Raw genomic sequence first — 18,938 nt, 5'->3', positions numbered from 1 at the left:
TCTAGTGGGCGGCGGCCGGGACGGGCCGCCGCGGCCGTTCGAACCCGCCGGTCAGGCCCCCGATCGCGGCGAGGGCGGCGGCGAAGACCAGCAGCCACGGAAGGCGCTCAAGGATCCATTCCGGCTGGTCGGGCACGGAGTGCAACCCGTCCAGGCTACCGAAGGCCGGCAGTGCCCCAACGGTGACCGTCAGCAGCGCGGTCTGATGCCAGAGGAAGATCGTCATCGCGGACCGGTTGGCGGCCGAGACCGCCGCCCAGGTCCGGGCGTGTCGCGTCCAGCGGGTGAGCGGCCCGTGGAGCAGCACCGCGAGGCCCGTCTGGGCGAGGCCGAACGCGACCGCGGCGAGGGTGGGCGGGCTGAGGTTGGAGACCGCCGCGCCGGGGACGCCGACCATGCTCGCCGGGTAGCCGGCGAACCCGACGAGCAGGGCCGCCGCCCCCGCGCCCCCGCCGAGGAGGGCGAACCTGGCCCGCCGGGACCGCAGCGCCCCGTCCGCCCATCCGACGCCGAGGTAGAACGGCACGAGCCAGGCGGTCAGGACGGTGGCCCAGCCCGTCCAGCCGGGCGCGCCGAGCGCGAAGCGGCCGAGGTCGATCGCGGCGGTGGCGCCGACGAGGAGCGCCGCGCCCGAGAGCCCGAGCCGGTTCCAGGCCGCCGCGATCAGCGGGGTGAACGCCGTCAGCCCGACGTAGACGCAGAGGAACCACAGCGGGCTCAGCACCAGCTCGACCAGCGTGCGGATGCTGTTCGCGGAGAACCCGGCCCACCAGAGGGCGGCGGCGACCGGGACCCAGGCGAGCACCATGAGGGGGAGCGGCCGCGCGAGCCGCGCCAGGCGCCGGCGCAGCCGGGGGGCCCAGGGTTCGCCCGGACGCAGGCCCTTCGCCGCCGAGTAGCCGCCGACCAGGAAGAACACCGCGAGCGTCTGGAGGATCCACGAGATGGGGGCCAGTTCCGGCATCGTCTTCAGCGGGCTGGTGACGTGTAGGTGGTCGCCTGATCCGTCCGCGACCAACGCGGTGACGAGCCAGTGGCCGAGCACGACGCCGAGGATCGCGAAGGCCCGCAGGGCGTCCACCGCCCGGTCGCGCTCAGGCATGGGTGACCTCCGCGTCGCGGCCGAGGGCGATCAGGGCGAGGTTGCGGAGGGCGAGGGAGCCGGGCTTGAGGTAGCCGCTGTGCGGGCCCGTCCCGGCGTCGAAGCGCAGGGCGCCGAAGCCGGACGACACGGGGTCCGCGCCGAACCCCAGCCCGGCGAAGCGGACGTTCGGCACGTACCGCATCCAGTCGCCCTTGGCCCGTCCCGCCCAGACGCGTGCGGACGTCCCGAGACCGGACGCGTGGTCCACACCGGCGCCGGGGCTGCCGAACATGGCGATCTCGTCCACCGGCAGATGCGCGAGATGCGGGGCCGCCTTCCCGCAGACGACCGATCCGTAGCTGTGGCACAGCAGGGCGAACCGGGCGTGCCCGTTGACGCGGTGCGCGCCGGTGAGGAACCGCCGGAGGCCGCGTGCGCCGTCGTCCGCGCGCCCGCCCGTCAGGACGGCGAGGCTCCGCGTCGAGGGCGAGTCGTAGCCGAGCCAGGCGACCACGGCCACCCGCTTCCCGGGCGCGGTGGCGAGGGCCTGCCGGTACAGGGAGCGGCTGCCGCCGCCGACGAACTTGGGCGAGTCGTAGTTGCTCAGCGAGTTGTCCGCGCCGGGCACGACGACCGCGATCCGGTCGGCGTGCTCCAGGTCGCCGATGACCTCGACGGCGCGTCCGCTGCCCCGCGGGTCGAACGACAGGAACCGCCTGCCCGGCGCCAGGAAGTCCGACAGCGCCCGGGTCCGCCCCTCGTCGCGGACGCGCTTCGCCGTCGCCAGCGCACGCGCGATGTCCCCGCCGGCGGCCCGGTAGCGGGCATCGAGGGCCGTCGCCGACAGGGCGGGCGCCGGCGCCGGAGGCGCGTACACCTCGGCATGTCCCGCGGCGGCGGTCGTCGAGCCGGCCGCCGCCAGCACCGAGACGGCGGCGGCGGCCTTGCGGACACTGGGCATCCGGGACGTCCTTCCTGGTCAGCTGCGTTTCAGCACTGATCAGAAAGGTAGGAACCGGGCGCCGTAGCGGAGATCAACCGGCGGTGTGGTCTTGCGGCGTGCGACCGGGGTGGGACGGATGCGACCCCGGTATCAGTCGCCGGGGCGGACCAGCCCGACCTCGTAGGCGTAGACGATCGCCTGCGGGCGGTCGCGGAGCCCGAGCTTCATCAGGATCCGCCCGAAGTGCGTCTTGACGGTCTGCTCCGCGACGACGAGCCGCCCGGCGATCTCGCCGTTGGACAGGCCCCGCGCCACCAGCGTCAAGACCTCCGTCTCGCGCTCCGTCAGCTCCTCGAGCCGCTTGCGGGACGGTGCCCGCGGCCCGCCCAGCCGGGAGAACTCGGAGATGAGCCGCCGGGTGATCGACGGGGACAGCAGCGCGTCGCCCGCCGCCACGACCCGCACCGCGTCCGCCAGCTCCGTCGCCGAGGCGTCCTTCAGCAGGAACCCGCTGGCCCCGGCCCGCAGCGCCTCGTAGACGTAGTCGTCCAGGTCGAACGTCGTCAGCATGAGGATCTTCGGGGCGCCGTCCACGGGGTCGGCGAGGAGCCGGCGGGTCGCCTCCAGACCGTCCATGACCGGCATCCGGACGTCCATCAGCACCACGTCCGGCTGCAGCTCCGCGATGCGCCGCAGGCCCTCCTCGCCGTTCACGGCCTCGCCGGTGACCTCGATGTCGGGCTGGGCGTTCAGCAGCACACCGAACCCCGTGCGCACCATGCCCTGGTCGTCGACGATCACGACCCGGATGGTCACGTCACGTCCCGCGCCTTCACCGGCAGCGTGGCGGTCACGGCGAATCCTCCCTCGGGGGTGGGGCGGGCGGTCAGCTCGCCGTCCAGCGCGGCGGCCCGCTCGCGCATCCCGAGCAGCCCGTGGCCGCCGCTGGGAAGCGGCGCGTCGGCGGCCCGGCCGTCGCGGGGCGGGCCGTTGACGACGCCGAGCCACACTATGCCGTCATCGAGGGACACTTCGACCCCGACGCGCGACCCGGGCGCGTGCCGCATGGCGTTGCTCAGCGCCTCCTGCAGGATCCGATACGCGGTGAGGCCCACACCCGGCGGAAGGCCGGCGAGGTCGCCGCTCGTCCGCGCATCGACGTCCAGGCCCGCGGCGCGGGCGTTGCCGATCAGCTCGTCCAGGCGCTCCAGGCTGGGCTGCGGGGCGATCTCGGCCCCGTCCTCCGCGCGCAGGACGCCGAGGATGCGGCGCATCTCGGTCAGCGCGTCCAGTGCGGTCGAGCGGATCTCGGCGAGGTCCTGCCGCGTCTCGTCCGGGACGCCCTCGGCCTTGTACGGCGCCGCCTCCGACTGGATCGCGATCATCGACATGTGGTGCGCGACGACGTCGTGCAGCTCCCGCGCGATCCGCTGCCGCTCGGTCAGCACGGCCTCGGCGTCCAGGTGCCGCCTCTCCTGCTCGGCCAGCTCGCGCCGCGACGTCTGCCGGACGCGGATCGCGTAGCCGACGGTCAGTGGCAGCAGGAGCAGCACCGACGCGCCGGCCCCCGTCTCCGGGTCCTTGATCCACACCCCGGCGATCGAGATGATCCCGACGCCGAGCGTGATGTCGCGGGAGCAGCGCACCGCGACCGTGAACACGCACACGATCGCCGTGACCGAGCCCGCCGGGACGTACGGGACGGTCAGCCAGCCGTCGACGTTGACCAGCGCCATCGCGACGAAGCTCAGCCGTCACGCGCCGAGCGGATGCCGGTCCCGCAGCGCCAGCGGCGCGGTCACCGCGATCGCGATGAGCAGCGCGGGGGTGGACCCTTCGATGTGCTGCGGGCGCTTGGCGGCCTCCGTCATGAGCAGCGAGTACGACCCGGCGATGAGCCCGACGGTGACGGCCAGCCCGAACAGGTTCGTCACGATGCCGTAGGGGATCCGCCCGACGCCGATGTACCGCGTCCAGCGGAGCAGCAGCGGCCAGGGCCGGTTCAGCGGGGCCGGGTCCGCCTTGCCGGTCACGGCGGTGGCCACCAGCACGTCCCACAGGACCCGCCGCAACGTGAGGTTCTCCCCGGCCATGGGCTCCAGCCTAGAGAAGCGCGGCCCACCCCGGATGCCACCATGGTGGGACGCATCGGGTCATACCTGGGTACGGTGCGAGGCGTGGAGCCCGTCGAAGCCCTGCGCCGCATCGCGTTCCTGCTGGAGCGCGCCCGCGAGCCGACCTACCGCGTGCGGGCGTTCCGCACCGCCGCCGACCTCGCCGAGAAGACGTCCCCGGGCGAGCTGGCCGGTCGCGCCCGCGACGGGACGCTGACCGCGCTGCCCGGCATCGGCAAGGTCACCGCCCTGGTGATCGAGGAGGCGCTGCGCGGCGAGACGCCCGTCTACCTGCGGCGGCTGGAGGCCACCGAGGGTGAGCCGCTGGACGAGACGACGGCCGCGCTCCGCTCCGCCCTGAAGGGCGACCTGCACACCCACAGCGACTGGTCGGACGGCGGCTCCCCGATCCTGGAGATGGCCGAGACCGCCCGCTCGCTCGGCCACGAGTACCTGGCGCTGACCGACCATTCGCCGCGCCTGAAGGTCGCCAACGGCCTGTCGGCCGACCGGCTGCGCCGCCAGCTCGACGTCGTCGCCGAATTGAACGCCGGCCTCGCGCCCTTCCGCATCCTCACCGGCATCGAGGTCGACATCCTGGAGGACGGTGCCCTCGACCAGGACCCCGACCTGCTCGAACGCCTCGACGTCGTCGTCGCCAGCGTCCACTCCAAGCTCCGCATGGACCGCGTCGCCATGACGAAGCGCATGGTCGCCGCGATCGCGAACCCCCGGGTGAACATCCTCGGGCACTGCACCGGGCGGATCGTCAAAGCGGGCGGGAAACGCGGCGGCCTGCGCCCCGAGTCGGAGTTCGACGCCGCCCTCGTCTTCGACGCCTGCGCCGCCTACGACGTCGCGGTCGAGATCAACTCGCGCCCGGAGCGCCTCGACCCGCCGAAACGCCTGCTGCGGCTCGCGGTCGAGGCGGGCTGCCGCTTCGCCATCGACTCCGACGCGCACGCGCCCGGTCAGCTCGACTGGCAGCCCTTCGGCTGCGAGCGCGCCGCCCGCTGCGCCGTCCCCGCGTCCCAGATCGTCAACACCCTCCCACCCGACGCCCTCCTAACCTGGACCCGCGCAAAACCGCCGCCGAGTTCGCCGCGTTCCTGGCCCGGGTGAAACGCGGCGAACTCGACGTGTGGGGCGGCTAGCCGCCGAGGGCGTGCACCATGCGCATGATGGTCTCGATCTGCTTGCCGCCCTTCATGTCGTAGGCGGTGTCGCCGCCGTACCCCCACCAGTTCCAGCAGCCCTGCGGGTTGCCGCCCGTCCAGCTGGACGCGGTCGCCTGCGGGTACAGGACGATCATGTTGTTGGTGTCGGCGTACTCGTTGAGGTACGTCTTCGTCGCGAACGCCGTCCCGACGACGCTGCGGCCCTGCTGGCAGCCGTGGAGCGCGACCATCAGCCGGCATGACGCCGCTGCGCAGCCCGCCGGGACGTAGTAGAAGCCGGTCGCGTCCATGCTGATGGACGACGCGCTCCCGCCCGGCGCATAGGCGTTCTGGTCGAACTCCGTGACCGTCCCGCCGGGGGAGGATGCAGGCGACGCCACCGAGCCGAGCAGATGCCCGAGCATCGCGCGCTCCGGATCGTCATCGCAGTTGTTGATGTAAGGCGTGTACGTGGCCGAGCACGGATTGGGGCCGATGGGGCTCACCCACGCGTGCCCGGCAGGCGAGGTCTTGTTGTAGGAGACGTTGGCGCCGAAATCCCGGTAGAACCCGGCGAGATCGTCGTTCACCGACTGCTTCACCGTGGAGTCGTTCGTCCCGTGGTAGATCCACACCGGATGGCCGGAAAGATCGCTCACGGGATCGACCTGCCCCTGCGATGCCCGGTCGCGCGCCGTCTGCTCCAGCTCGGCGGGATTGTCGTCGTAGAGGTCGTTCATGCACGCGAGTTGCGCGGTCGTCACGTTGCCCCGCGCGCAGTGGTACGGCCCGGCGCTGAAGATTCCGGCGCCTTTGAACGTCCCGGAGTAGGCGATGTGGAGCTGGTCGGCCATGTATCCGCCGGACGAGACTCCGCTGACGAACGAGGCGCTGATCGTGTGGCTGGGAAGCGTCCCGGCGGCTGCCGCGGACGCTGGGGAGGCGGCGACCGCCGCAAGGGCGAGTGCGGCGGCCGCAAGAAGCGGGGTGGCTTTCATGACGGGGGGACCTCCTCGGTCGATTCGACCAAACGATCATGGAGTTTTGTCGTCCTGTTGCCCGTGCCTAGCTGCCCTTTTGCCGGTTTTCTGCGTCTTTCTGGGAAACCGGCGGTTCCAGTGGAAGGAGAGGAGCAATGAGCAAGGCCAAGGCAATGCCGGAGGCAGGGGCGCCGCCGGCGAAACACAGGCACCGCGTCTTCCCGTGGGTCTTCCTGGCCGTCCAGATCGGGTTCCTGATCTGGATCATCGCCGGTGTGAACGATTGCAACGGGGACTCTGCCTGCCAGGTCGGCTCCACCATCGGAGTCGGCCTGATCATCGCGCTGTGGGTGGCCGTCGACATCATCCTCGGTTTCACCTACCTGGTCTTCAGGCTGTTCAAGAGGTGAGGGAGCAGGTGTTCACGGTGTCGCCGGATGCGGGGCGGGGGAGTGTGGTGCTCTCTGGTGGGGGTGTGCCGTCCTGCGTCCAGGACTCCAGGGCGGAGAAGGCCGTGCGCATGCAGGGGAGCAGCGGGCGCAGGCGGTCGGGGTAGGTGTCGTAGAGGCCGTCCACATGGTTGGCGGCTTCCAGGCGGTAGTAGCGGTACGGCGCCTTTCCCTTGGCGCGGACGAGTTTCGCGTAGACGTCGGAGTCGGTGCTGATCGGCAGGAGCGTGTCGTAGGTGCCCTGAAGGGTGATCAGGGGTTTGCGGATCCGGCCGGTGAGGGCGACGCGGGCTACGGCGCGGTGGACCTTCCTCGGACGGGCGGCGTAGTTGTAGGCGGCCTCCTCTCCCGTGTAGGCGGGGTCGAATTCTTCGCGGTAGATGCGCTGGGTGAGTTCCCAGTAGACCTGGTCGTGGAATGGCCAGAGGAATTCCGAGCCGGGGGCCAGTCCCGCTTTCAGGAGAGCCTTGTGCGCGGACGGGTCGCCGGTGGCGGCATACGACGGGTAGGCGCGCAGGATCTGCGGCAGGTAGGTGAAGAGGTTGGGGCCGTCGGCGCGCCAGAGGGTGCCTTCCGCGTCGATGCCTCCGTCGTACAGTTCCGGGTGGTTCTCCAGTTGCCAGCGGACGAGGTAGCCGCCGTTGGAGATGCCCGCGGTGTAGGTGCGGCGGGGGGAGCGGCCGTACCGTTTCCGGACGACCTTCTTGGCTGCGCGGGTGAGCTGGGTGAGGCGGTTGTTCCATTCGACGATGGCGTCGCCCGGACGGCGGCCGTCCTTGTAGAACTCGGTGCCGGTGTTGCCTTTGTCCGTCGCGGCGTAGGCGTAGCCCTTGGCGAGCGCCCAGTCGGAGATGGTGAAGTCGTTGGCGTACTGGCGCCGGTTGCCGGGTGAGCCGGCGACGACGAGGCCGCCGTTCCAGTGCTCGGGCAGGCGAATGACGAACTGTGCGTCGTGGTTCCAGCCGTTGTTGGTGTTGGTCGTGGAGGTGTCCGGGAAGTAGCCGTCCAGCTGGATGCCCGGGACCCCGGACGGGTTCCGCGTTCCGGCGGCGTGCAGTCCGGCGAAGTCGGCGGGGACGGTGTGGCCCGAGCCGACCGTGCCCGCGGTGGTGAGATCGTCCAGGCAGGCGGCCACCTGCTTCTCCGCCCCCGGGACGGCCGGCCGGGGCGCGCAACCGGGGCTGCCCTGCGCGTGCGCCGGCGCGGCGAGGGCGGCGGCGAGGGCGGCGGTGAGCGCGCCGGCGGTGAAGGCGGTGCGGACGATCGGCATTCCGGCTCCTCGGGGACGGACGTCAGGTGCCCGCCATCGTGAGCCCGCCTTGTGACCGCGACCACGTGGCGCGTCCACATATCGGCGAAGCACGTCATGTGCCCGTGGTCGTGACCTGCGCGTGATGTGGCTCACACCCGTATCCGGACATCCGAATGTGGAGGTCGCTCACATGGTCCGGTCAGCGGGTGCGACCTAGCGTTCCCGGTCACGGCGGCCCGGTGCGGTCCGGGCGGCCGATGACGAGGGAGGAGGGCGCATGGGCGACCCCGTCCGGGAGGCCCCGGTTCTCGACGCGCCCGTCCTGAAGGCACGGGGCCTGGTGCGGGAGTTCCGCGGGTTCCGGGCCGTGGACGGCGTGGACCTCGACATCGCGGAGGGCTCCGTCCACGCGCTGGTGGGCCCGAACGGCGCGGGCAAGACGACGCTGTTCAACCTGCTCACCGGGTTCCTGAAGCCGACGGCGGGCAGCGTCCGGCTGGGCGAGCACGAGCTGGCGGGGCGCCGGCCCGAGCGCATCGCGAAGCTCGGGCTCGCACGGTCGTTCCAGATCACGAGCCTGTTCGCGGAGCTGACGCCGCGGCAGCACGTGGAGCTGGCGCTGGCCGGGCGCACCGGGCTGGGCTGGCGGTTCTGGCGGTCCGACAAGGCGCTCGGGCGCTATTCCGGACGGGCCGCGGAGCTGCTCGGGCAGGTCGGGCTCGGCGAGCACGCCGACGTCCCGGCGGGCGCCCTGGCCTACGGCCGCAAACGCGCGCTCGAACTGGCGCTGGCGCTGGCGCTCGACCCGAAGGTCCTGCTGCTGGACGAGCCGACCGCCGGCATGGGCGTCGAGGACGTCGGCCGCACCGTCGACCTCATCAAGAAGGTCCGGGCAGGGCGGACGGTCGTGCTGGTCGAGCACAACATGAGCGTCGTCTCCAGCCTCGCCGACCGGGTGACCGTCCTGCAGCACGGCCAGGTCCTCGTCGAGGGCCCGTACGCGGAGATCCGCCACGACCCCCGCGTCGTCACCGCCTACCTCGGAGACTCCAATGCTGCGCATTGACGGACTGTCCGCCTGGTACGGCGAGGCGCAAGCCCTGCGCGATGTGTCGCTGCACGTGGACAAGGGCGAGATCGTCACTCTCGTCGGGCGCAATGGCGCGGGCAAGACCACGCTCTTGCGCAGCCTCATGGGCCTCCACCACGGGACGTCCGGAACGGTCCGCTTCATGGACGAGGACATCTCCGCCCTGAACCCCCACAAGCGGGCCCGCCGCGGCCTGGGTTACGTCCCGGACGACCGCGGCATCTTCGCCACGCTCTCCGTGGAAGAGAACCTGACCCTGCCGCCTGGCATGGGCCCTGACCCTTGGTCCCTGGAGCGGGTCTACGAGACGTTCCCGCGCCTCAAGGAGCGGCGCCGCTTCCCCGGGACGAAGCTGTCGGGCGGTGAGCAGCAGATGCTCGCCCTGGCACGCGTGCTGCGGACCGGCGCCCGCCTGCTGCTGTGCGACGAGCCCACCGAAGGGCTGTCGCCGCTGATCGTTCAGCAGATCGGGGAGATCCTGCGCGAGGTCAAGGCGGCCGGGGTCACCGTCCTGCTCATCGAGCAGAACGTGCACTTCGCCGCGACCGTCGCCGACCGCCACCACCTGCTCGCCGAGGGCCGGATCGTCGAGTCCATGGACAACGACGAGGTCCGCGCCCGCGAAGACGAACTCCTCCAGTACCTCGGAATCTAGGGAGACCCCCATGAGAGTTTTGGGACGCTCGGCCGCGCTCGCGACCGCCGGAGCGCTGCTGGCCGGCTGCGCGGGCGGACCCGGCGGGGGCGGAGGCAAGATCAGCGACGACAAGCTCGTGCTGGCGGTGCTGACCGACCAGTCCGGCGTGTACGCGGACCTGTCGGGCAAGAACGCCGTCGAGGCGGTGAAGATGGCCGTCGCCGACTTCAAGGCCAAGTACGGCGACAAGGCGGTGACCGACGAGATCGAGGTCATCTCGGCCGACCACCAGAACAAGCCCGAGGTCGCCAACTCCAAGGCGCAGGAGCTCTACGACCGTAAGAAGGCCGACATGATCGTGGACGTGCCCACGTCGTCGGCCGCGCTCGCCGTCGCCACCGTCGCCAAGAACAAGAAGAAGGTGTTCATCGACGTCGGCGGCGCGACGACGGAGCTGGAAGGCAAGCAGTGCAACAAGTACACCTTCCACTACGGCTACAACAGCTACATGCTGGCGCACGGCACCGGCACCGGGGTGACGAAGGACGGCGCCAAGAACTGGTACATCGTCTACCCGGACTACGCGTTCGGGCAGGACATGCAGAAGACGTTCACGGCGGCCGTGAAGGGCGCCGGCGGCAACGTCGTGAAGAGCGACCCGACGCCGTTCCCGAACGACAACTTCTCCACGTTCCTGCTGAAGGCGCCGGGCCTCGACCCCAAGCCGCAGGTGATCGGCGCCATGCAGGCGGGCGGTGACCTGGTCAACCTGGTGAAGCAGTACAACGAGTACAAGCTGCGCGACAAGGGCGTGGGCCTCGCGGTGGGGCTGATGTTCCTGACCGACATCCACTCGCTCGGCGCGGAGGCCCTCGCCGGGACGCGCTTCACCGACTTCTGGTACTGGAACGCCAACCAGGGCAACCGCGCCTGGGCGGACAAGTTCAAGGCCAAGACGGGCGCCCGCCCCACGGCCGTGCACGCGGGCGACTACTCGGCCGCCCTGCAGTACCTGGAGGCCGTGCAGCGCGGCGGCACCGACAAGTCCGACGACGTGGTGAAGCAGCTCGAAGGCCACAAGGTCAACGACATGTTCACCTCCACCGGGACGATCCGGGCCGAGGACCACCTTCTCGTCCACGACGCCTACGTCGCCGAGGTGAAGAAGGCGAACGAGGTCAAGGAGCCGTGGGACTACGAGAAGATCGTCAAGACGATCCCGGCGGCGGAGGCGTTCCAGCAGCCCGACGCGGCCTGCAACCTCTAGGCGGGCCGTCCACGTGCTGCAACAGGCTTTCAACGGGCTGGTGGGCGGGGCGTTCTACGCCCTGCTCGCCCTCGGCCTGGCCGTCATCTTCGGGATGCTGGGCGTGGTCAACTTCGCGCACGGCGCGTTCTACATGCTCGGCGCGTTCGGCTCCTACGTCCTGCTCGACTCGTTCGGCGTCAGCTTTTGGCTGGCGCTGCCGATCGTCCCCGTCGTGCTGGGCGTCGTGGGGGTGGTGCTGGAGCGGCTGTTCATCCACCGCCTGGCGCCCCTGGACCCGCTCTACAACTTCCTGTTCACCTTCGGGCTGGCGCTCATCCTGCAAGACCTGGTCAAGCGGCAGTACGGCGTGCAGTCGCAGCCGTATCCGCGTCCGTCCGCGCTGGGCGGGTCGATCGACCTGGGCCTGTTCACCTACCCGGCCTACCAGGTGTTCGTGCTGGGCGTGTCGGTGGTGCTGTGCGGGGCCGTGTGGGTGATCCTCACCCGGACGCGCGTCGGCATGATCGTCCGGGCGGCGACGGAGCGGCCGGAGCTGTCGCGCGCCCTCGGCATCGACGTCGCCCGCTGGGTGACGCCCGTGTTCGGGTTCGGCATCGCGCTCGCGGCCTTCGCCGGTGTGCTGGCCGCGCCGATGCGGGCCGTCAACCCGCTGATGGGCTCCGACCTGATCATCACGGTGTTCGCCGTGGTGGTGATCGGCGGCCTGGGGTCGGTGTTCGGCTCGGTCGCCGCCGGATTCGCGGTCGGGCTCGTCTCCGCGCTCGGCAACTACTACGTCCCGTCGCTCTCGCAGACGCTGGTGTTCATCCTGATGGCCGCCGTGCTGCTGTGGCGCCCGGCCGGCCTGTTCGGACGCGAGGAGGCCGCACTGTGATCCTGTCCAAGCTGGCCGGACGGCCGTTCCTGCTGGCCATCGGGCTCGTGGTGGCGCTCGTCCTGCCGTGGTTCATCTACCCGCCGGTCGCGCTGGACATCGCCTGCTGGGCGCTGTTCGCCGCCGCCGTCGACCTGCTGCTCGGCTTCACCGGGCTCCTGTCGTTCGGGCACGCCGCCTTCTGGGGCGGGTCGGCCTACTGCACCGGGCTGATCGCGCTGCACTCCGGGCTGCCTTTCCCCGTGGCAGTTCTGGGCGGTGCCATATTCGCGGGGGTTCTCGCCGTTCCGATCGGTTTCCTGTCGGTCCGGTTGCGCGGCATCTACTTCGCCATGGTGACCCTGGCCTTCGCGCAGATGGTGTACTTCGTCGCCAATCAGTGGAGGGACGCGACCGGGGGAGAGAACGGCCTGCAAGGCATCCCCAGGGAGTTCTTCGGGGTCGACCTGTCCGACCCGTTCTTCTTCTACTACGCGGCGCTGCCTTTCGTGCTGGTCGGGCTCTTCATCGCGTGGCGCATCGTCCGCTCCCCGTTCGGACGGGTGCTGATGTCCATCCGCGACAACCCGAACAGGGCGCGGGCACTCGGCTACAGCATCGACCGCTACAAGCTGCTCGCTTTCGTCCTGTCGGCCGTCCTGTCGGGGCTGGCCGGGGGCCTGTTCACCGTCGGGCACGGCTTCGCGTCCTTGCAGGGCGTGTACTGGACGACCTCGGGCCAGGCCGTGATGATGGTCGTCCTCGGCGGCATCGGCACGCTGTGGGGCGGGGCCATCGGCGCCGCGCTGGTCGTGGAGCTGAACGACTACCTGGCCACGGCCGGGTTCGAGGAGACCGGGATCATCACGGGCGCGATCTTCATCCTGGTCGTGCTGCTGTTCCGCCGCGGCGTCTGGGGCACGGCCCGCGACCTGATCTCCGCCCGCACCTCTCGTGGGCGTCCCGCCCCCGAGACCAACGACGCCAAGGTCGGGGCCCCCGTCTGACCTTGGGCGCGGGAACGCGGCGTGCCGTCCACAGGCGGCGCGCCGCGTTCAGCGTGAGAGGCGGTGCAGGCGTAGGGCCAGTTGGAGTTCCAGCGCGCGTTCCGGGGTCTGCCAGTCGTCGTCCAGGAGGCGGGCTATGCGGTCCAGGCGCTGGCTGACGGTGTTGACGTGGATGTGCAGGCGGTCGGCCGTCCGCGACAGGCTGCCGCCGGTCCCGAAGTACGCCTCAAGGGTCTGGACGAGGGCCGTGCCGCGCCGGTCGTCGTAGTCCAGGACGGGCCCGAGCGCGCTCCCGAGGAAGCCCGACACGTCCCGGTCGTCGCCGATCAGCAGGCCGACGAAGCCGAGCTCGGACGCGCCGGCCCCGTCGCCGCGGCGTCCGAGGGCCAGCAGGGCGTCGGCGCAGCGCTGCGCCTCCCGGTGCGTGGCCGCGACCTCGGCCGGTCCATGGACGGGACCGGCCGCGCCGACCGTGGCGGGCCCGCCGAGCGAGGCGCCCAGCTCCTTGGCGACCCGGCGCGCCGCGTCGCCCGGCCGGTCGCCCGGCAGCAGCAGGACGATCTCGTCCGCCCGCGCGGCGGCCAGCCCGTGCTCCACGGCCGCGAACGACGACCCCCAGAACGCGGCCCGCTGCCGGTGCTCGCCGGTGTCGTACTTCGCGCACAGCACCACGTGCGGGGCGTTCAGGTCGACGTTCACGCGCCGCGCGCGGGCCGTCAGCGCCTCGGTGCCGGCCGGGCGGCCGGACAGCAGGTCGTCCAGCAGCTCGCCGCGCACGCGGCCCTCCGCCTCGGTGACGCTGCGCTGGAACAGCAGCAGCAGCGCGGTGACGAGCGCGGCGCGCTCCAGGATCCGCTGGTCGGCGTCGTCCACCTCGTCGGAGGTCCGCAGCACGAGCGTGCCGAGCATCTCGTCTCCGGTGGACACGGACGCGATCCACAGATCGCCGCGCCTGACCGTCCGGCCTTGGGCGCGCGCAGAGTGGGCCGAGGCCGAGATCCCGGCCAGTTCGTCGTCCCTGAGGGGCGCCGACGCGGTTCCGGTGGTCGCCATCTTGCGGCCCTCCGCGTCGAGGACGTGCAGGGTGCCGCCCAGCAGTTCGGTCACGACGGCGCCGACGTCCTCCACGCCGCCGCCCCGGACCACCACGGCGGTCATCCGGTCGTGCGCGCGCGCCGCCCGCTCCACGGACGCGCTGCGCGCCTTGACCTCCTCGTTGGCGGTGCTGAGCTCGTCCAGGGCGGTGCGGGTCTCTTCCAGGAGGCGGGCGTTGTCGATGGCGATCGCGGCGTGCGCGGCCAGGGAGCCGAGCAGCGCCACCTCCTCCTGGTCGAACGGGCGCTCGCTCCGGTTCGCCGCCGTCAGGACGCCGATGACCCGGCTGCCCAGCCTCATCGGAACGCCGAGGATGGCGACCAGGCCCTCCTCGGCGACCGCGTCGTCGATGAAGCCGCGGTGCTGGAACTGCGCGTCCCCCAGGTAGTGGGCGCTGTTGTAGGGCATCGCGGTCTGCGCGACCAGGCCGACGAGCCCGGTGCCCATCGGCAGCCGCAGCCGCCGGAACGCCGCCGACACCGACCCGTCCGTCACCCGCATGTAGGTGTCGCCGCGCTCGTCGTCGTTCAGCGTCAGGTAGGCGATGTCGGCGTTCAGCAGCCGGCGGGCGCGGCGGGTGATCGCCTCCAGGACGGCGTCCAGGTCGCGGAGCCCGGCGAGGTCGCCCGCGGTGTCGAACAGCGCCGCCAGCTCGTTCTCCCGCCGGGCGTGCCGCCGCATGATCATCCGGACCCGGAGCGCCGCCAGCTTGGCCGCCTCCAGTTCCTCCAGGACGGCCGGTGGCGCGCCGTCGGCCCGCGCCTGGACGAGGGGGCCCTCGAACTCGACGGGGGAGGCCTCACGGGCCAGCAGTTCGAGGAAGACGCCGCAGGTCATACGGCCCATTGAAGGTCCAATCTCAGTGCGCCGTCCAGCCGCCGTCGAGGGCCAGGGACGCGCCGGTCACCATCGACGCGGGCGGCGAGCACAGATATCCGACGAGTTCCGCCACTTCGTCCGGCTCGATCAGGCGCTTCACGGCCGCGTGGTCCAGCATGACGCGCTCGACGACCTCGTCCTCGGGCATGCCGTGCGCGCGCGCCTGGTCGGCTATCTGCCTCTCCACCAGTGGGGTGCGGACATAGGCGGGGTTGACGCAGTTGGACGTCACGCCGTGCTCGGCGCCCTCCAGTGCGATCACCTTGGACAGCCCCTCCAGACCGTGTTTCGCCGTCACATAGGCCGACTTGAACGGTGATGCTCGCAGCCCGTGCACGGACGAGATGTTGACGATGCGCCCCCAGCCCCGCTCGTACATGCCGGGCAGCGCGTCCCGGACGAGCCGGAACGGCGCCTCCACCATCAGCCGCAGGATCCGCGCGAACGTCTCCGGCGGGAAGTCGTGGACGGGCGCCACATGCTGGATGCCCGCGTTGTTGACCAGGATGTCGGCCCCGGCCGCCAGCCCGTCGAGCGCGTCCATGTCGGCCAGGTCGGCGAGCAGGGGGACGCCGCCGAACTCGGCCGCCGTCCGCTCCGCCGCGTCCCCGTCTATGTCGGCCACCACCACCTCGGCGCCCGCCGCGGCGAGCCGCCGGGCGCAGGCCCGGCCGATGCCGCTCGCGCCGCCGGTGACCAGGGCGCGCCGGCCCGCCAGATCCAGCGTCCCCGAAGTCCCCGCGGCAGGCCGCGGTGTCACGCTCGTCATGCGCAGAACCTACGAAGCGCGCACCCGCCCTCCCATGTGGCGCGCGCACACAATCCGGCGCCGGACGGTATGGATCGCCTTACGCCGGCCGGGTCACAGCAGCCCGTTCCACATCTGCTCGACGACGAGGGGCCACCAGCGGTCCTCGCCGTGGAAGGCGTCCGGGTCGACGGAGGCGAGTTGCGCCTGGATCCGCTCGACGATCTCTCCGGCGCCGTGGGCGTCCTTGCCCTGCATCCGCCGCCGCCCGTGCGACAGCAGCGTGAGCGAGCGGGCGAACTCGCCCGCTCCGCTGTTGACGAACCGGGTCGTCCCCCGGTCGGGGTCCACGGCCCACACCCCGCCCAGCACGTGCGGCGGGCCGGAGACCAGCAGGCCGATCATGCAGTGCCCGTCCCCGCCGATGCTGACGAGCGAGGCGAGGTCGTTCACCTTCTCGGCGGAGAGCGGGCTGCGGCGGGTGCGGAGCTGGTCCGGCATGGGCCTGGCCGGCCAGGCGTGGAAGATGTGCGGGACCTGCGCGGGGAGCCCGGCCGCCGTGAGCACGGCCGCCTGCGCGGGCGGCACCCCGAGCGCCTGGAGGTCGTTCGCCTCGTAGCGGCGCACCTGCGCGGCGCCGAACGCCGATGCCAGCACCTGCGCGAGCCGCGCGGGATCCAGCGGCGGCGCCGGCGGCGCGCCGGCGGGCAGCGGGACGGGCGACGCCGCGGGCGGCGCCGGCTGGCCCATCATCTGGGCCAGCGCCGCCGCCTGCTCGGAGTTGGCCGCTACCGCGGCGGCCCGCTCCCGCGCGGTGGCGCCATAGGGCCGCCCGAACGAGATCTCGGCGCGGGGGAAGGCGAAGTCACGCAGGAGCGGGTCGCAGTAGCACCCGGGAAGACGGCACGGCTCGATCTCGGAGAAGGCCGCCGTCACGTTCTCCGCGGGGATCCCGAGCCGCTGGAGCTCCTCCCACGCCTGCCAGAAGGGACTCGGGAGCCCGGGCCCGGAGACCTTGGACAGATAGACCTCCTCGCCCTGGGCGTCCCGATAGTTGAGGGTGAGGGTGTTGCCCGCCCCCACCGCCGGAAGGTGCCCGGGCGTCGCGCCCGCCTGTGCCTGCCCGCCTGCGTGGCTGCCGTCGTACATCCGTGCTCCGCTCCTCGCCGGTGTGCGGGTTCGCCCGCGTGTTCGATCCGGCTGAGCAGTGTCGCAGGTCCGGGCGCATGTGCTGGGACCGTTCCAGCAGATTTCCCGTTTTTGTGATCAAGAACGCCGTCCGGCGCGGGATAGCGTTGGCCGACAGGCCCGCGCCACCCGAAGGGTTCCGATGACCGAGATCACGCATCGCTTCGTCCGGTCGGGCAGCGGGCTCCGCATGCACGTCGCCGAGGCGGGCGAGGGGCCGCTGGTGCTGCTCCTGCACGGCTTCCCCGAATGTTGGTACTCCTGGCGGCACCAGCTCACCGCGCTCGCCGACGCCGGTTTCCACGCCGTCGCCCCCGACCAGCGCGGCTACGCTCGGACGGGCGGCCCGGCGGAGGCCGGGCGGTACTCGATCCTGCACCTCGCCGGGGACGCGGTCGGGCTGATCGACGCCCTCGGCGCCGACCGCGCCGTCGTCGCCGGTCACGACTGGGGCGCACCGGTCGCCTGGGCCGTCGCGCAGATGCGCCCCGACAAGGTGCGCGGCGTGGCCGGGATATCGGTTCCGCACCGTCCGCGCAGCAGCGGGCCGCCGGTCGAGGCCATGCGCCGCCTGTTCGGCGAGGGCTTCTACATGGTGCGCTTCCAGCAGCCGGACGTCCCGGAGGCCGAACTCGGCCGCGATCCGGCCGCCACGTTCCGCCGCATGTTCTACGGCGTCTCGGGCGACGGCCCCGCCTCGCCGATGATCGCCCCCGAGGGCGGCGGCCTCCTCGACGTCCTCCCGGAGCCGGAGAAGCTCCCGCGGTGGCTCACCGACGACGACATCGCCACCTACGTCGAGGAGTACGCGGGCAGCGGCTTCACCGGGCCGGTCAACTGGTACCGCAACCTCGACCGGAACTGGGAGCTCACGGCCGCCTGGCACCGCGCCCCGATCGGCCCGCCCGCCCTGTACATCGCCGGCGACCGCGACATCGTCGCCGTCGGCGCCCGCGCGGCCATCGACTCCATGACCGACTTCGTCCCGAACCTCCGCGACACGGTGTGGCTGTCCGGATGCGGCCACTGGACGCAGCAGGAACGCCCCGCCGAGGTCAACGAGGCCCTGCTCGCCTTCCTCCGCTCGCTCTAGCACGCGGAGACTGTCGGAGCCGGCGGGTACGGTCGCCGCGTGAACCGGACCGACCGCTTGTACGCCCTGGTGGAGGAACTACGCGCCTGCGCGCCGCGCCGGCTCGCCGCGCGCGAGCTGGCCGCGCGCTACGAGGTGAGCGCCCGCACGATCGAGCGCGACATCAGCGCGCTCCAGCAGGCCGGCGTGCCGATCTTCGCGGACGTCGGCCGTTCCGGCGGCTACACCCTCGACAAGAGCCGCACACTGCCGCCGCTCAACTTCACGCCCGCCGAGGCCGTCGCCGTCGCGATCACCCTGTCCCGGGCGGGCGGCTCGCCGTACTCCCGCTCCGCCCGCACCGCCCTGCACAAGATCGTCGCCGCGATGTCGGCGGACGACGGCGCCTCGGCCCGCGAGTTGGCCGCCCGCATCCGCTTCCTGGCCCCCGCCGGGGACGACGATCCGGCGTCCGTGCCGGCCGTGCTGGAGGAGGCCGTCCTGACCCGCCGGGTGGTCCGCCTCACCTACGTCGACCGGGCGGGCACCGAGACCGAACGCGACGTCGAGCCCGTCACCTTCACCGCGTCCGACGAGGGCTGGTACCTGACCGCCTGGTGCCGGAAGCGGGGCGGCCGCCGCGTGTTCCGCACCGACCGGGTCCGCCGCGCCGCCCTGCTGGAGGAGACCGCCCCCGATCGCGCCGCCGAGGCCGTGCACGACGACCTCCCGCCCGACTACGTCGTCCGCCCCCTGGAATTCGTCTGACGACACCCGCTCGGAGATGCGGCAGGCCCGCACGGCGGAAGACGTGCGGGCCTGCGGGTCGCGGTCAGCCGGTGTAGTTCGGCGCCTTGGGGATGGGCCTGGCGATCGACGGCTCGCCGGGCTTGGGCCGGACGGCGCCGGGGCGGCGGCTCGGGTTCGGCTCGCCCGGACGCTGGGTCGGGATCAGCTCCCCGGGGCGGTCGGTGGGGTTCGGGTCAGCGGGTGAGGCGGTCGGGCTGGGCGTGGTGGTGGCGGCCTCGGCGGCGGCCATGCCGGTGCCGGCCAGGCCGACGCCCAGCGCGACGGCTGCGATGAGGGGTTTCAGGCGCATCGATGTTCCTTCCGGTGCTGT

20 protein-coding genes are annotated in these 18,938 nt (G+C 72.1%); 9 read left to right on the top strand and 11 right to left on the bottom strand.

All coding sequences use genetic code 11. The features are described from left to right. Position 1: 1 nt before the first annotated feature. The 5 genes from E1293_RS03565 to E1293_RS49240 all read right to left on the bottom strand — a co-directional run bounded on the left by E1293_RS03565 (position 2) and on the right by E1293_RS49240 (position 4,120). Positions 2 to 1,102, bottom strand: a complete 1,101-nt coding sequence (locus tag E1293_RS03565) for an acyltransferase family protein (protein WP_132193736.1) — start codon at positions 1,100 to 1,102, stop codon at positions 2 to 4. Continuing rightward, positions 1,095 to 2,045, bottom strand: a complete 951-nt coding sequence (locus tag E1293_RS03560; protein WP_132193734.1) for an alpha/beta hydrolase — start codon at positions 2,043 to 2,045, stop codon at positions 1,095 to 1,097. The genes E1293_RS03565 and E1293_RS03560 overlap by 8 nt, the downstream gene beginning before the upstream one ends. Before the next feature lie 132 nt (positions 2,046 to 2,177). After that, positions 2,178 to 2,843, bottom strand: coding sequence for a response regulator (locus E1293_RS03555; protein WP_132193732.1), 666 nt, complete (start codon positions 2,841 to 2,843; stop codon positions 2,178 to 2,180). Beyond that, entirely contained in the window at positions 2,840 to 3,763 is a 924-nt protein-coding gene (locus tag E1293_RS03550) for a sensor histidine kinase (RefSeq protein WP_243715985.1), read from the bottom strand. The genes E1293_RS03555 and E1293_RS03550 overlap by 4 nt, the downstream gene beginning before the upstream one ends. Positions 3,764 to 3,781: 18 nt before the next feature. Then, the gene (locus E1293_RS49240; protein WP_243715984.1) at positions 3,782 to 4,120 is read right to left on the bottom strand and encodes a hypothetical protein; all 339 of its coding nucleotides are present in this window, start codon (positions 4,118 to 4,120) and stop codon (positions 3,782 to 3,784) included. Positions 4,121 to 4,204: 84 nt separating this feature from the next. Here E1293_RS49240 and E1293_RS03545 point away from each other — a divergent pair, with 84 nt between their 5' ends. Further along, positions 4,205 to 5,263: a PHP domain-containing protein gene (locus E1293_RS03545; RefSeq protein WP_207938645.1), complete on the top strand. Its 1,059-nt coding sequence runs from the start codon at positions 4,205 to 4,207 to the stop codon at positions 5,261 to 5,263. A gap of 28 nt (positions 5,264 to 5,291) precedes the next feature. Here the strand turns inward: E1293_RS03545 and E1293_RS03540 are convergent, their stop codons facing one another. Continuing rightward, positions 5,292 to 6,296, bottom strand: a complete 1,005-nt coding sequence (locus E1293_RS03540) for an extracellular catalytic domain type 2 short-chain-length polyhydroxyalkanoate depolymerase (protein ID WP_132193728.1) — start codon at positions 6,294 to 6,296, stop codon at positions 5,292 to 5,294. Between the two features lie 137 nt (positions 6,297 to 6,433). Here E1293_RS03540 and E1293_RS03535 point away from each other — a divergent pair, with 137 nt between their 5' ends. Then, positions 6,434 to 6,688 (top strand): hypothetical protein, encoded by a 255-nt coding sequence (locus E1293_RS03535; protein ID WP_132193726.1) that lies wholly within the window; start codon positions 6,434 to 6,436, stop codon positions 6,686 to 6,688. On the opposite strand, the gene E1293_RS03530 is transcribed toward E1293_RS03535, so the two are convergent. Beyond that, positions 6,678 to 7,997 carry a tannase/feruloyl esterase family alpha/beta hydrolase gene (locus E1293_RS03530; RefSeq protein WP_132193724.1) on the bottom strand — a complete coding sequence of 440 codons (1,320 nt, stop codon included), beginning with the start codon at positions 7,995 to 7,997 and terminating at the stop codon, positions 6,678 to 6,680. The two genes, E1293_RS03535 and E1293_RS03530, sit on opposite strands and share 11 nt — an antisense overlap. 259 nt (positions 7,998 to 8,256) lie before the next feature. On the opposite strand from E1293_RS03530, the gene E1293_RS03525 reads away from it, so the two are divergent. Genes E1293_RS03525 through E1293_RS03505 form a run of 5 tightly spaced genes read left to right on the top strand, consistent with a single transcriptional unit; the run spans position 8,257 to position 12,836 of the window. Continuing rightward, positions 8,257 to 9,045, top strand: a complete 789-nt coding sequence (locus E1293_RS03525) for an ABC transporter ATP-binding protein (RefSeq protein ID WP_132193722.1) — start codon at positions 8,257 to 8,259, stop codon at positions 9,043 to 9,045. Then, positions 9,032 to 9,724, top strand: coding sequence for an ABC transporter ATP-binding protein (locus tag E1293_RS03520; RefSeq protein WP_132193720.1), 693 nt, complete (start codon positions 9,032 to 9,034; stop codon positions 9,722 to 9,724). Before E1293_RS03525 ends, E1293_RS03520 begins: the two co-directional genes overlap by 14 nt. Before the next feature lie 10 nt (positions 9,725 to 9,734). Next, the gene (locus E1293_RS03515; protein WP_132193718.1) at positions 9,735 to 10,973 is read left to right on the top strand and encodes an ABC transporter substrate-binding protein; all 1,239 of its coding nucleotides are present in this window, start codon (positions 9,735 to 9,737) and stop codon (positions 10,971 to 10,973) included. Positions 10,974 to 10,986: 13 nt separating this feature from the next. Continuing rightward, the gene (locus E1293_RS03510) at positions 10,987 to 11,850 is read left to right on the top strand and encodes a branched-chain amino acid ABC transporter permease (protein WP_132193716.1); all 864 of its coding nucleotides are present in this window, start codon (positions 10,987 to 10,989) and stop codon (positions 11,848 to 11,850) included. Beyond that, complete coding sequence (locus tag E1293_RS03505) at positions 11,847 to 12,836, top strand: branched-chain amino acid ABC transporter permease (RefSeq protein WP_207938644.1); 990 nt, start codon at positions 11,847 to 11,849, stop codon at positions 12,834 to 12,836. Before E1293_RS03510 ends, E1293_RS03505 begins: the two co-directional genes overlap by 4 nt. Positions 12,837 to 12,884: 48 nt before the next feature. Here the strand turns inward: E1293_RS03505 and E1293_RS03500 are convergent, their stop codons facing one another. From E1293_RS03500 to E1293_RS03490, 3 genes are all read right to left on the bottom strand, one after another. Next, positions 12,885 to 14,768, bottom strand: a complete 1,884-nt coding sequence (locus E1293_RS03500; protein ID WP_243715983.1) for a helix-turn-helix domain-containing protein — start codon at positions 14,766 to 14,768, stop codon at positions 12,885 to 12,887. 22 nt (positions 14,769 to 14,790) lie between these two features. Beyond that, positions 14,791 to 15,579, bottom strand: a complete 789-nt coding sequence (locus E1293_RS03495; protein WP_132193710.1) for a 3-hydroxybutyrate dehydrogenase — start codon at positions 15,577 to 15,579, stop codon at positions 14,791 to 14,793. A gap of 93 nt (positions 15,580 to 15,672) precedes the next feature. Next, positions 15,673 to 16,707 (bottom strand): SUKH-4 family immunity protein, encoded by a 1,035-nt coding sequence (locus tag E1293_RS03490; RefSeq protein ID WP_132193708.1) that lies wholly within the window; start codon positions 16,705 to 16,707, stop codon positions 15,673 to 15,675. Positions 16,708 to 16,888: 181 nt separating this feature from the next. Here E1293_RS03490 and E1293_RS03485 point away from each other — a divergent pair, with 181 nt between their 5' ends. Together E1293_RS03485 and E1293_RS03480 are read left to right on the top strand one after the other, a co-directional pair. Next, on the top strand, positions 16,889 to 17,839 hold the full coding sequence (locus tag E1293_RS03485; RefSeq protein WP_132193706.1) for an alpha/beta fold hydrolase: 951 nt from the start codon (positions 16,889 to 16,891) through the stop codon (positions 17,837 to 17,839). Between the two features lie 39 nt (positions 17,840 to 17,878). Then, positions 17,879 to 18,586 carry a helix-turn-helix transcriptional regulator gene (locus E1293_RS03480; protein ID WP_132193704.1) on the top strand — a complete coding sequence of 236 codons (708 nt, stop codon included), beginning with the start codon at positions 17,879 to 17,881 and terminating at the stop codon, positions 18,584 to 18,586. Between the two features lie 64 nt (positions 18,587 to 18,650). Here E1293_RS03480 and E1293_RS03475 read toward each other — a convergent pair whose 3' ends face one another. After that, the gene (locus E1293_RS03475) at positions 18,651 to 18,917 is read right to left on the bottom strand and encodes a hypothetical protein (protein ID WP_132193702.1); all 267 of its coding nucleotides are present in this window, start codon (positions 18,915 to 18,917) and stop codon (positions 18,651 to 18,653) included. Positions 18,918 to 18,938: the final 21 nt, after the last annotated feature.

Source organism: Actinomadura darangshiensis (assembly GCF_004349235.1).
GTDB classification, from domain to species: domain Bacteria; phylum Actinomycetota; class Actinomycetes; order Streptosporangiales; family Streptosporangiaceae; genus Spirillospora; species Spirillospora darangshiensis.
Note: the sequence above shows the minus strand (reverse complement) of the source record. Positions and strands in the feature narration are given on the sequence as shown.

Bases quoted from the DNA above. Each gene is read 5' to 3' on its own strand.
- E1293_RS03565 (WP_132193736.1), bottom strand. From the start codon at position 1,102: ATGCCTGAGCGCGACCGGGCGGTGGACGCCCTGCGGGCCTTCGCGATC.
- E1293_RS03560 (WP_132193734.1), bottom strand. From the start codon at position 2,045: ATGCCCAGTGTCCGCAAGGCCGCCGCCGCCGTCTCGGTGCTGGCGGCG.
- E1293_RS03550 (WP_243715985.1), bottom strand. From the start codon at position 3,763: ATGGCGCTGGTCAACGTCGACGGCTGGCTGACCGTCCCGTACGTCCCG.
- E1293_RS49240 (WP_243715984.1), bottom strand. From the start codon at position 4,120: ATGGCCGGGGAGAACCTCACGTTGCGGCGGGTCCTGTGGGACGTGCTG.
- E1293_RS03540 (WP_132193728.1), bottom strand. From the start codon at position 6,296: ATGAAAGCCACCCCGCTTCTTGCGGCCGCCGCACTCGCCCTTGCGGCG.
- E1293_RS03535 (WP_132193726.1), top strand. From the start codon at position 6,434: ATGAGCAAGGCCAAGGCAATGCCGGAGGCAGGGGCGCCGCCGGCGAAA.
- E1293_RS03530 (WP_132193724.1), bottom strand. From the start codon at position 7,997: ATGCCGATCGTCCGCACCGCCTTCACCGCCGGCGCGCTCACCGCCGCC.
- E1293_RS03525 (WP_132193722.1), top strand. From the start codon at position 8,257: ATGGGCGACCCCGTCCGGGAGGCCCCGGTTCTCGACGCGCCCGTCCTG.
- E1293_RS03520 (WP_132193720.1), top strand. From the start codon at position 9,032: ATGCTGCGCATTGACGGACTGTCCGCCTGGTACGGCGAGGCGCAAGCC.
- E1293_RS03515 (WP_132193718.1), top strand. From the start codon at position 9,735: ATGAGAGTTTTGGGACGCTCGGCCGCGCTCGCGACCGCCGGAGCGCTG.
- E1293_RS03500 (WP_243715983.1), bottom strand. From the start codon at position 14,768: ATGACCTGCGGCGTCTTCCTCGAACTGCTGGCCCGTGAGGCCTCCCCC.
- E1293_RS03495 (WP_132193710.1), bottom strand. From the start codon at position 15,579: ATGACGAGCGTGACACCGCGGCCTGCCGCGGGGACTTCGGGGACGCTG.
- E1293_RS03490 (WP_132193708.1), bottom strand. From the start codon at position 16,707: ATGTACGACGGCAGCCACGCAGGCGGGCAGGCACAGGCGGGCGCGACG.
- E1293_RS03485 (WP_132193706.1), top strand. From the start codon at position 16,889: ATGACCGAGATCACGCATCGCTTCGTCCGGTCGGGCAGCGGGCTCCGC.
- E1293_RS03475 (WP_132193702.1), bottom strand. From the start codon at position 18,917: ATGCGCCTGAAACCCCTCATCGCAGCCGTCGCGCTGGGCGTCGGCCTG.